The 11917-nt window shown below is 55.8% G+C and carries 7 protein-coding genes; 1 reads left to right on the top strand and 6 read right to left on the bottom strand.

Going from position 1 to position 11917, the window contains the following annotated elements:
• Both JQ609_RS11275 and JQ609_RS11270 read right to left on the bottom strand, forming a co-directional pair.
• On the bottom strand, positions 1-369 hold the full coding sequence (locus JQ609_RS11275) for a response regulator (RefSeq protein ID WP_212273465.1): 369 nt from the start codon (positions 367-369) through the stop codon (positions 1-3).
• Positions 369-764 (bottom strand): response regulator, encoded by a 396-nt coding sequence (locus tag JQ609_RS11270; RefSeq protein WP_312014837.1) that lies wholly within the window; start codon positions 762-764, stop codon positions 369-371. The genes JQ609_RS11275 and JQ609_RS11270 overlap by 1 nt, the downstream gene beginning before the upstream one ends.
• A 181-nt stretch (positions 765-945) precedes the next feature.
• On the opposite strand from JQ609_RS11270, the gene JQ609_RS11265 reads away from it, so the two are divergent.
• Positions 946-1308 carry a nuclear transport factor 2 family protein gene (locus JQ609_RS11265; RefSeq protein WP_212273463.1) on the top strand — a complete coding sequence of 121 codons (363 nt, stop codon included), beginning with the start codon at positions 946-948 and terminating at the stop codon, positions 1306-1308.
• A 1240-nt stretch (positions 1309-2548) separates the two neighbouring features.
• Here the strand turns inward: JQ609_RS11265 and JQ609_RS11260 are convergent.
• The 4 genes from JQ609_RS11260 to JQ609_RS11245 all read right to left on the bottom strand — a co-directional run bounded on the left by JQ609_RS11260 (position 2549) and on the right by JQ609_RS11245 (position 11210).
• A complete protein-coding gene (locus JQ609_RS11260) occupies positions 2549-4066 on the bottom strand; it encodes a triacylglycerol lipase (protein WP_212273462.1) in 1518 nt (505 codons plus the stop codon).
• A 13-nt stretch (positions 4067-4079) separates the two neighbouring features.
• Entirely contained in the window at positions 4080-6248 is a 2169-nt protein-coding gene (locus tag JQ609_RS11255; protein WP_212273461.1) for a TCAD7 domain-containing protein, read from the bottom strand.
• Between the two features lie 361 nt (positions 6249-6609).
• Positions 6610-8259: a CHAT domain-containing protein gene (locus JQ609_RS11250; protein WP_212273460.1), complete on the bottom strand. Its 1650-nt coding sequence runs from the start codon at positions 8257-8259 to the stop codon at positions 6610-6612.
• Positions 8260-8276: 17 nt separating this feature from the next.
• Entirely contained in the window at positions 8277-11210 is a 2934-nt protein-coding gene (locus tag JQ609_RS11245; protein ID WP_212273459.1) for a PAS domain-containing protein, read from the bottom strand.
• Positions 11211-11917 lie beyond the last annotated feature (707 nt).

Below are 11917 nucleotides of genomic sequence, written 5' to 3'. Positions count from 1 at the left end.
TCAGTCGTGCCGCCCGTTCTCGCTCAAAGCCGAATCGATCATTGTCGCAAGATCGGAAATCAAGAACGGTTTGCGCAGCACTGGTTTGTGAGTGAACATTTCAGGCCGTCCTTCGGGACCGTAGCCGCTGACAAATATGAACGGGAGACCGCGCGCAGCAACGATCTGGGCTATTGGACTAATATTGAAGCCCGCGACATTGATATCGAAAACCCCTAAGTCGAATGCGGACGTCCGAGCAAGCGGCTCGGCAATCGCAACACTGCCGGCTTCGGCGGTCACTCGATGCCCGAGCTCTTCGAGCATTTCGACTATCATCATTCGTATTAGGGCCTCGTCTTCGACTAAAAACACCGAGGCGCCCTGCATCAGCTTTGTCCTGGCGAAGCCGCGTTGAGAAGCTGAGAGACCGCGGTCACTAGTTGTGCGGGCGCGAATGGCTTTTCAAGGAGGATACTGTGGGGCACACCGTGAGACGCCCAGTCACCGGCGGCAGCACCCGTCATATATACGATCGGAAACTCAGGTTCGATATGCCGGGCCTGCTTCGCGGCTTCCCAGCCGTTCATGCGCCCCTTCAAATTGATATCGGTGACCAGCGCCCGGTAGTTCATCACTTTCCCCTTGAGCAGGGTCACGGCTTCTTCGGCCGACGGTGCAATTGCCGTTTCAAAGCCAGCTTCTTTCAAAGCGTCCTCAACGATCACTTGTATTGTAGGGTCGTCCTCGACGATGAGGACGACAGGAAGCTCTGAATTTGCCACTTTTTCCCGCCCATCGAAAGTTCCATGCACAAACGTCGCCGGGACCGGGTAGTTCCGCATGAAAGTACAAAAGTGAACATACCGGATAGTCCGTATTCTTACGGTAGCTCCATTCAACCCCATTCACGATGAAACCTATATGAGCTTGCGCCGGGAGGCATGAGGGACAGGATGGGCACCGATGCCGATACCACCGCATGAGTTCGATCCTTTCGCCATCGTCGTTGACTGGCTCGATGCCTGTCGGCTCGGCGATCTCCACGCCTTGGTCGATATGTACGACGAGCGGGCGACGCTTGAATGCAGCTGCGATAGGGTGACCTTAATCGGACGGGCATCGATCGCTGCTTACTGGGCACCCAAGCTTGCGATGGCGTCTACGGCAGCATTCGCAATGAATGACCTGACGCTTACAGCCGACGGCGTTTGCCTCGACTATCGCAACTACGAAGGCAAACTAGAGCGCTCGCTGTTCCGGTTTACAGCCTCAGGAGAGATACTCCACACCGAGTGCGCCGCGATTAACCAACGTTGCGCGGCCTGAACGTCATTTTGCGCTGGCGTTCCCAGACACGGCATACGGCGCGGTTGCCGGCGCGCGAAGGCGAAAGGCTCAACTGCGTGGCCCGGCATCCCGCAACTTTGATCTGATGGTGTCGAGTTAATGTGTGGCCATTTAGGCCGCGTCGGTTTGACCGGACCAGTGGCACTCCGGTGCGCGATACGTTAGTCAGCCAGCCCATTTTGCTTGTCGGGCGCGCAGGTGAAATTGAATGTGCCGGTTTGAACTAGACTCGCACAGAGCGCTGACAGCAACCGATCGAATCAGTTTGATTTTTGCTTCACGTAACGACCGGGCGCTGGCTCGATGATGTGATAGCTCGCGCTGCCGGCCTGCACCGGGGCAGGAGTCCTCCCGCTCGAATGCCGCTTCATCCAGGAATCCCAGTCGGGCCACAGCTTCCGGCTTTCTCGTCTGCAGCTCCTAACCAACTTTCGATTCGCAGCCAAGGTCATCATCACCCAGTGGCTCCGTTTGTTGCGGGCGGGTGGATGATGACGCCAGCAACGTGACCACTCGCGGCGAGAACGAATCGGACGCTCAAGCAGGCATCATATGTCGCGCGAATTCTCAAGAGCGATGTGGACTTCCGAGGAAGCGGCGGCCCTCATGTGCTTCGTCTGCTTTGGGGATCAGGCTGGAGCACGCGGTCAAGCGACGCTAATGACAGAACGGACAAGCACGTTGTGATATAACAGCAGCCGAAACGCAAGCCGCCAGTCGCCTATTTCCAGACATCCAACGATGCTGACGTACCGATCAATGTGCTCTGACGCAAAGGATGCCTGTACTCCCCTGGCGCTCCCCGAATGACGCGTCGAAAGTCAAAACCAGCAGAATGAGCCGAACTTCGTGCAGCAACCTCAACCCTGCATAGGTTGAGCTCTGCATTAAGCTCATTAACGTCCGCTTCGCGCCTGATAGTGTTGCAAAAGACCCAAAAGGACACGCGGCTAATTTTTCGCGAAAGAACGAAATAAGCGACAATCGCCGGTCAATGCAGCCTCAGGCCCGTTGTCTTGAGCGATGGCCCCCCACGTTATTATTCGATCGTCGCGCCTATGGCTCTAAGGAATTTGAGTCGCATGCCGCAAAAGACTTTTGCAACACCATCCGCCTAACAGCGGACCTTCTTGGGTCGCGCACGCTCTCGATCGGATGTCGATCAACAGCCCTGATCGCCGACGGCTCGGTCGGTCGTTGGCGTTGCGTATCCAGTTATTCAGGTGAGCCACTCGGTGATTTTTCCACTTAGTGGAGGATAGCCAAACACGGTTGTGTGGATAACCCCGGCGCTGCTCGGGACTTTCAGAAGGCGCATTTCGGGTATTGGGAATGTCATGCAGCCATTCTCCTCGTAAACGCCTGCTTCGGGCACGACCAGGTCATTCGGAACCTTCTCGAATACGCGGTCCACGACAGCATTGGCCGCGCCAGTAAGTAGGGCTCGAAGGCCTTCGTTCGTCGGCTGGTAATCGCAAGCGACAGCGTGGTAACTATCGCAAGCTTGGCCGCCTTGATTAAGGGCTTGTAAGAATTCGCCGTTCGGCCGCATTGCGGCTAGGCCATCCAAGCCCTTTAATGCGCCATGACCGATAACCTTGACGACCGTGATCAACGCCTCAAGCGTTTCGCTTACTGGGCCGCTCGAAAAAAGGTTGAGGGACGTCGTAAGGCGATCGACCATTCTCACCATGTGGTCCGCGTTAGCGAGAGCGGTGCCGTGGTTCGGTGCGGCGACGAAGACAACGCGACGTACCGAGATATTCTTGCAGTCTAGCCCGAACGCTGACGGACTCTCAGCGAGAGTGCGGGCAACGAGCCCCCCGCGGCTGTGACAAACGATGTCGATCTCTAGCGAGCGCCCCTGCGGAAGATGACTAAGCAGCCACTCGGCGTTGCGCTTTGGATCGTGAGACATCGTAAAGTGATCGAAGGCGAATACGCGGCCATGATATCGCTCATAGAGTGTGGCGAATGTTGCATCTGGGATCTGCGCAAAGGCGGCATGGGACGTGCTAAACGTGCCGTGAATAAAAAGGAGCGCGCGTCCGTCGCGTAATCGATCCCAGTCAGCGGGAATGAGCGCGCCGACATTCGCTGTTCTTCTTCCCTCGGGTGCGAAACTGCGTAAACCGTAGGGCCTGTACTTATCTTCCCATCGCTCTGCGAAAGACTCGCTGATCGCTCCGATCACTGGATCGGTTATTGGGTAGACGAGAATTTTCAGCAGCTTTCTCCCAATAACTCCGAGCAGACTACGCTTGGCTGGGTCGGTGGCAGAAGCCGGTCGCGGTTGGCTGGCGGGAATGCGAAACCGTTTGACCCCCCCGGCACCGCGCGTTACGGCGCTTTGCAGTCGCAGTCGCTCATCCACCGGAAGGTGCCATCTGAGCACCCCTGTTTCATCACAAGACAGGACAACTTGTCCTGCTTCTGGGCCCAAGTCTGGCACCTCAAGTTCGACTGTTTCCTCGCCATCCATCCCGCGTAGGGCACGCGCGGCGTCGAGCGGGGACGTTGACACCAGGCGTAATTCGACAGTCCGTACCTCTGTGACGTTTGTCGCCGCCAGGGCTGTATCGAGTGCTTGTGTGCCATCCTCTGGAAGGCGGCTGCGGCTGCGGTCAGCAGCACTGCGCGGAATGACAAGGTCGGCCGTGCCGCGAATACCGGGGCTTCGAATAGCGTAGCCTTGGCCAAGCGAGATCGCCTGTGATGAGCCTGTGAGTTGAGACATATTTGCATGATCCTCAGGCTATTTGACGACGAAGCCTTAAAAGGGGATGACCATAATAGACATAGGACAAACAGGTCGGAATCGGACCAGTAGTGCCATTGCCGGAGAAGTTTGCGCGCAAGTCACGCAAAATACGTCCCACCGGCTCCCCGTCGGTACCGTCCAAGGGTAACGCACGCCGCCAAAATTCGAGCGCTACTTTAGCGGCGACGACGTCATCTACCTCCCATAGCGCGCCCAATATGCCGCCAAAGCCTCCTCGCAAGCAGTTTCCCGGAAAGCCGCCCATGTCACCGAGTAGTGTTCCGCCGATGCCAATCATGCAAGCATTCAGAAACAACAGCGGCTGCTCCGCACCGCCATACTTTGCGCTTCGGAAAACCAAGGAAGACAGCGGATGTCCATCGCTAAGGAAAAGCACAGATGAATCGGGAAGAGTCGGATTGAATTCACCATGGCCGGCGAAGTGCACCGCGCCAACTCCACCAATCTGCCTGAAACTGTGCTCGAGCTTCTTCCCAAGCAGCTGGCTCAATGCCTGTGCCGATGCGGCCAATGGTATGGCATCGTAGTTCGCAACGAGCTTAGCAGCCTCATCTTCGGCTGCAGGTAGCCGCTTTAAGCCGGATTCGGCTTTGTAAAAGCCAGCCATCACAGCCATATCGCGCACATCGATTGACCCGGGTGGTTGCGCGGGCGGCTTTTCGATGCGAATGATTGCGGATCCGTCAATGATGGTCGGGGGGGTTGAGCCGGCATGATCGCGAAGCCAGCGACCAAGGACAGTTTGCGCGCCGAGGTATGATGGCCGACTTGCGTCGAGCGGTGGGTCCATCAACGCAAGCTCCCAGGGAACAAATGGCTCGGCGCTGGAGATGAGAACGGAGGGAGGATCTAGACTGAAGCGCTTCGCTAGTTCCCGCAGTGCATCGAATACTGCAGCTGGCAGCTTCTCCGCGACGAGGCTGCCGACGGCCTCCAACACGTTCTCGATGAGCGCGCCGCCGGTATGCTGGCGCACTTGATCGACCACGCTCGATCTCGCGAAGGTCTTGGCATCATCGCCAAGATCGATGAAATGGGGACCAGGATCGATTGATATCCTGTGAGGCGAAGAGAGCCGGCAAACGTAGCGCCCATTACCTTCGTTGCGGTCAGGTTTTGCAATTTCGATAATCAAATCGGCTGCTAGTACCTCTTTGGAAAAAGTCATTGGCGCATGGACAGCCGGTTGATCGAGCCATAGGGTTCCGAAGCCAGTCGGCGTCGGAGGCGCGGCGTCTGTGGAACGTCCAATGACGAGCGGACGTGCCGCGGCACCGCAAATCATACCCTCGCGCAGGTAGCGCACTTCCAGCATTGTGAGGTGTACAGGTTCCGGTCCAATCGGATCACGACCGACGAGAACAAACTTTGCTTGTGCTGCAGTCGGGTTTAACACGTCAATCTGTAAGGTACGCATCCAACCGTCGGGTGCATCAATGCCGTCCGCAACTAGCTCGACGATGACATCGATTGACGTCGCGCCTGGTGGCACCGGTATTTTGAGAATCTCTCCCAATACGACCGCCTGCCTTTCGGCTGACAACCCGACAACCACGTCGAACCGGACGTGGGCGGGCGCATAAGCCGGTGCGTCGAGTCGCGGCCATGCAAGGATCTCCGTACGAGTCGACCGAGCCTCAACAGTGGTCGGACCGCGCGTTGTGGTGCGGCCCCCGCCCGTATCGAATTCGGATGCAGGCGGAGGCTCTTGAAGGCCCGGCACACTAACTGCAACGGGTGTGCTGCCGTCGAGCACCACACCATCCGCAGGAATCGGCCCTGGAGGCGGCAGAGGAACGGGTTCATTGCTGTCAGATTCTTGCAGATTCAGGGCATTCAGCAGGGTCTCGTTTGAATTGGCGTTTGCGCAAGCTTCGAGCACACCTGCTGTCGGGCGTGAATACCACAATATGCTTGCAAACCATTGGCGCCGGATAGCGGCCCCATATATCTTGGGGTCGACCGCTAAGCGCTTGGCAGTCTCGTCGAACGACAATAGGAGTCGGCTTGCTGTCTGTTCGATCCATGCACGCGCTTCTGGCTGTTTCGGATCCGACCAAAGCCCGTATCGCGCGAGGCGTGCGCGGGTTGCCGATACCGACATCGCGGCGTCAAATACTATGGTCTCGAGAAGCATCTCGTCCTCCTCTCGTCTCCTACTAAGCTTCCAGTGATACTAGGAAAGGCTCCGGACCAACTTTCCCGCCACATGCGCACCGCGCATTACCAAGGAGGGAAATACAAGCTAGTGTGTCGAACGCAGTGTTGGAGTGAAACCTCGACCAGGATGTACCAGGATGCCTAGTCGTTTGTTTGCACCCAGTGTAGAGAGGCTTCCTACTGGACAGTGCGCCGCTTCGTTACGCAATTTGGCTTAATTCTCGCATCCGGATTTGTGCTTCTGCTCGCACGCTGGCTAGCCCGTCCCCCACACCTCGCTGCCGCTTCGAAGGTGTCGAGGTGCTTCGCGCTGCGCAGATGTCTCCGAGCGCTTCTTTTCAGACGCGATGCTCACTTTCGATCTGTTCGAGAATAAATTGGGCTGCCCAATTATCAGAATAGGAAGCAAGAATTGGAGACGCCCAAATAGGGGACGACTCTATGTGCATAGGTTCATATACGCCTCGGCAAGCCGTTCTAAACGCACCGCAGATGCTACTCGAATCTCTGCTAAACAAGTCGGTGTAGAAATACTTCGCGAAGTCAGCGGCTCGTCTATCGTCTACGTCCCATCGAAACCCTATTACATGTGGGATGCTTCGCTGACCGAGGTTGGCAACCGCGTTGGCGGAGCTCCCCTGGCAAGAGGACAGATAAACCAGCCGGGCACCGGCCGCCGCCGCACCATCGGCAAAGGTGTGAACCGACATTCCCTCGGCTTTCCCCGGTATTTCACCCGGCAGCACTAGTTGCGTTAGTCCATCACTCGTCGTTAGCGAATGCCCCGCAAAATGCACTACATCGTAGTGGTTCAGCTTAAGCTTCTCCATCAGCACCGCCTCTGCTCCTCTGGGGTCCCGAGAGGCCGACAAGTCCAACTCATCCAATGTAAAGATCGTACAGTCCTTGGCGTTCAAGGCCCTGAGGTCATTCAGTTCTTGATCTATGTTTTCAAGCCGACGAAACTTGAGATGACTGAGCCGGAACCTACCAGTATCCGGATCGCGCACCGGCACGCCAACTATATCGCCGCTTGTCGTACCAGCTGGATTTTCACCGACCTGAGAACGAACAAACAAAACCCTGGCGGCACGCAATTGTTGCGTCTCTCTCGTCGCCGCGCGAATGTTCGCGACCTTCATTCGTCGGGCGATTGGAGCGTTCACCAGCACGAAGGGATTCTGGGTGAAATCGTCTTCTGTACTACCCCACGGCAATCCAGACAAACGGACCGTGGCTTCGAAAGGCGCGCAGTATAGAGAGGCCTCTTCGACGCGAAAGCGAAATGCCAGATTGTATAAACCGCCGGCTGAAAGTTCTAGGTGAGAAAATAGTCCGGGACCAAGTGTCGCGATGATAAGCTCGCGGAACAACAGCGCACCATCACGATGAAATTCGCGAACCCAGCCCGGTCTAAATGGTGGCTGGGCGTAAGCTAAGGCGAGCGTATGGGCGGCCGAATACGATCGGGTGGATGCCTCCGCCCACTCGATCATGCCACCGTAGCGATTGCCAACAAAACATTTGACAGAGGTGCGCTTAACATCAAGTTCGATAACATTCCATGCCGCTCTCGGATCGCCGGGTCGGCAAAGGAGCATGTCGACAAACGAGTGGAGCACCGCAGGCTGAAGTCGGCGCTGAGGCAATGCAATTGCATGATTCTCAGGAGTGCAGTACTCGTCGAGTTCGGTTACGCCCAGTGGACGCGACGTGATGACTAAAGCGGGCGTCTGAATTCCAGACTTTCTTAGCTCCTGTAACAGCCAGAGCGCCGCTAGTTCCTGTCTGTCAGGTGGCGAATTCGCACGTCGCGGTATCTGTGCGTCTAACAGCAACACCGTATCAAGCGGGTCCCTTATGAGCTGACTTTTATAGGCCGATTCAGCGTCGATCGCGACAAGATCAACACGTGCTGTTGGCCCAAGCGCTTCTCTGAGTTCATACTGCAAAGAAGAATCCGAGGAGATGAGAAGAAACTTAGGCATGATGTAAGCTCCTGCTCTTAATGCACCGGCTCCATCGCTTGGAGTTCGATCGCAAATGTCAGTGTCGAATTCTCAATTAATTTGGCGAGTTTGCCCTTATTACGATTGATTGCGAGTTCAACTGTTTCAAATGATAGGGATGCGATTTCGCGCGCATGCTGGGCCGCCGCATCCATCTGTCCGCGTCTGGTTGGAAAAGCCACTAGCTCTAGATCGTCGACATTAGGTATTGACAGCTGGATGCGAAGCTTGCGACCTTCTAAATGCTGAAGGTGCACCTTTACTTTGGACGTGTTCGGCCGTCGAAATAGCGCATAACCCAATAGAGATCTAAAGGCGAACCTCAACTGCTCGGGCCACCCCAAGACGTAGCAAGGCTCAAATTCATTGTCCGACGGAAAGCCGGAAAGCTCGCACAGGTCAAAATCCTGTTGAGGAAGGTCAAACACCGCTTCCCGTAGTGTGTCCACTGCATCGAAGATTTGTCTAGGTCGATCGGGGTCTTGCCTGATGGCTAATGTGCTTGCAAGCCGCTCGTATGTAATGTCAGCCTTGTCAAGTTGACGACAAGCGTTGCCGACAAGATCAATGATGGCGGTGTCTTTGGCGGTTGAGACTGCCTTCTTGAGTAAGCTTTGGGCCAGCATAAGAGGCAAGCGAACGTTTTGAGCTACCTCGTTCACCGTTTCCTCCAGATAGATCAAATTGCTGTGCTGGGCTTGTTCACGAAGGTCAGTAAACAGCCAAAGACAGTGGCCGAAGTCATCGTTCAGAATGCGCTGGCTTGCCAAGGCAGGGACGTAGACGGCTGTGTCGATAGACAAGGTCAGATGTGCCTGTGCAACCGGAGCTGTCGAGCTCAGCAATCGGCGGCTAGCATCATCGGCCCCAAAACGAGCAAGTCTCTCGCCAAGAAGTGCGCCGCCGGGTCGACCGAACAGCGCGTCGGCCCATCTATTTGTGAGGCGCACATGGCCTGCACGGCCAACGACAATGACCGCTTGCTCTACAGCATCAAGGAGGGACAATTGAACGGCCCTCAACCACCGCAGGCGCAAGACCTCCTCGCATTGCGCTAACAGGTCATTAATAGCGACCATATCGGGCCCTTGGAATGCGTTTTTCAAACCCGACTCAATAGAAAGGATCCATTCAATCTCGTCGCGACTTGGTTTCAATGACTGTCGAACCACGCGTATAGGGAATGCCAAGGCAGAACGACGGTCCGGGACAACGGGCTTATAGCCAAATTGGGATCCGGACTGAATGTCTTGCTCTGCTAGTGGTGCGTTGTCCCTTAGCGCCGCGCCTAGGAGACCTTCGTTCAGAGGTTGAGTATAACTGTGGTCAACGTCCGGACTCGCGGTGTAGTTACATTGGTATATAATGCGGAAGAGGTTATCCCTTCGGTCGACTGAGAAGATCGCGACATAATCCCACCCAAAACATTCGGCAATGCCTTCGGCGAGGTGACTAGCCAATTCTTCGTGTCTATGCGCATTGCTAAGTTGCTTCTGGAGCGCGCGAACGCGTTCTTCGCGACGTCGCACTATATTTGCTTCGGCGACCAGAAGTGCTTTTTCGACGCCTAAGTCGCGCATGCGTGGGAGTTCTGAGCCGTCGTAGCAAGCAGCCTTCTTCGAAAGCAAGGTCAGCGAGGCGCGGACACTTTGCCCACCACCGGAAATCGGAAGCGTTACGAATCCTTCCATTCCGCTTTTGACGATGTTCTGTAGGACGAGGTCGTCCTCAATCCCTGGCGTCAGCTCGATTGCGGTGGAGCGCAAATCATTGCCCCAGGTTCGCTCGCCTAATAAGAAGGCGCGAACTTCGTCCCCAAGTGGGAACCAAGCTGTAGTCCAAATCCACTCGGGTTGGGGATGTACCACGAGAGTTTTGTGGTACCTCATGTCCTCGGTGTACACACCGAAGGTAGCAAGATCGTAAGGAACTATTTTGCGAACTGCCTCCATTACACCGAGGACAAGCTCTTCCGGCTTGTACTCTGGCGTACTTAGTAATTGCTGAAGCTCCGCACGTACGAGCTCCTCTGCCATTGGGACAATAGTGAGAATTGCACCAGCGCGGCTTTCGGCTGTATCGAAAGACGGGGCGACCGTGAGCCGGATCGGCGTAGTTACTCCTTTCACGGAGATAAGTTCTGCTTTCCTCTTGCGACCGTCGGGCGACCTCAGCCAATTGGCGACGTCAATTGAGCTGTCCCCGAGATCGCAGATTGCAAAGAACAAGGCTGCGTCCCGGCCTTGCAATTCGGTTCTACTGGCTCCGATGAGCTGCTCGGCGCGCAAATTCGCAAAAACGATACTACCGTTTGGATCAAGCCTCAGGATCCCGTCCGGTAATGTATCGAACCGTGCATCCTCTGCTTCTACATCGAGGAGAAGTGCATACGCTCCGGCCCGTCCGAGCTCGTCAGTCAGCGGGCCAAATTCGCCCCGCAGGTGAATAGACGGCAGATTGCCGCGATGCAGATCCAGCCGAAGGCTTTGTCGTTCTTGTGCCGATAGTGCGGCGCGTACATCGTTGTAACGTGGTCCGAAGAGGGAGGCGAAATCGCGTCCAACGGCGTCAGGCAGAAGTCTCCGAAGAGCGTCGTTCGCATAGGAAATAACACCTAGTCCATCGATCTCGGCGACGGCAAACCCCGTACGGACCAGCGCAGCATCAAGCGTGTCGTAGCGCATAGATAGGGCGCTAGCGAAGAGATTGTCGTACTTTCGAAGAATTTTGGCGCCTTCAGCCGAAAGCTCTTCTGCCAGAGCTTTGTCGCGCTTTTCTAAAAGTGGTGCGAATACCTGAGACAGGCCGTTAGGGCCGCGCTCCCGTAATAGTCCGACCAAGCGGCGAATTTGAGCATCTTCGTTCTCTGGCGCCACAGGCGCGACTGTCGAATTCGGCTCCGCAGCTGATGCAAGGACATGGCTAACCATGTTTCCCTCCGAAACTCCAAACGCTACGCCAACGCCAATTTTCAAAGTAACCAATCTGCAAGCGACTAAAGGTTGCAGTCAAGTGAAATGGATCACACACACCGCGTAACTTCGCAAAGGCGGAAAGGTCAGCCCTTCTGATATGTTTAGCCGCTGTGGGTCGACACTGGTCGAAAAATCAAAGTCCGCCGTAGATTGTTTTTGATCGGATCCGAGGCCTAGGGAATTCATGTGGTCCTTCACCTCGCCGCGAGAGAGACGCACCAGCGGTCCTGAGAATTTTCAGTCATCAGCGAAAGAGGACTTTTTCAACACAATCTGCCATTAGCGGAAGTCGCACTCATTCGATCACTTCGTCGTCATGGGCGAGCACCTAAGCTGCCATGGTCATTCCGGCAGCCCGGCTTGCCGCAATCCTTCTTCCAATCGTGAGAGGTATCTTTTAAGCCAAGCTCAAGATATCCTGCCTCGTTGCGATTGCCGGACCTCAACCCTGTGAAGGTTGGGGTCGAGGCGACAAGCGCCTTCAGGCAGCTAATATGGAGTTGATCATGCACCGGACGGGGAGCCACAGGGGAGCGGCAAGGCGGAGCGCCGCGGACAATCGCAACTCCTCTCCGAAAAGTCAGCATGCCGCCTATTCGGCTCTAACAACGGACATTACAGCCAGCTGCGACTTCGTCTGCTTTGCGCATCCAAAGACCAAA

This window comes from Bradyrhizobium sp. AUGA SZCCT0169 (genome assembly GCF_018130085.1).
GTDB lineage: Bacteria > Pseudomonadota > Alphaproteobacteria > Rhizobiales > Xanthobacteraceae > Bradyrhizobium.
This window is presented reverse-complemented; position numbering and strand designations above follow the sequence as displayed.

Bases quoted from the DNA above. Each gene is read 5' to 3' on its own strand.
- JQ609_RS11275 (WP_212273465.1), bottom strand. From the start codon at position 369: ATGCAGGGCGCCTCGGTGTTTTTAGTCGAAGACGAGGCCCTAATACGA.
- JQ609_RS11265 (WP_212273463.1), top strand. From the start codon at position 946: ATGCCGATACCACCGCATGAGTTCGATCCTTTCGCCATCGTCGTTGAC.
- JQ609_RS11260 (WP_212273462.1), bottom strand. From the start codon at position 4,066: ATGTCTCAACTCACAGGCTCATCACAGGCGATCTCGCTTGGCCAAGGC.
- JQ609_RS11255 (WP_212273461.1), bottom strand. From the start codon at position 6,248: ATGCTTCTCGAGACCATAGTATTTGACGCCGCGATGTCGGTATCGGCA.
- JQ609_RS11250 (WP_212273460.1), bottom strand. From the start codon at position 8,259: ATGCCTAAGTTTCTTCTCATCTCCTCGGATTCTTCTTTGCAGTATGAA.
- JQ609_RS11245 (WP_212273459.1), bottom strand. From the start codon at position 11,210: ATGGTTAGCCATGTCCTTGCATCAGCTGCGGAGCCGAATTCGACAGTC.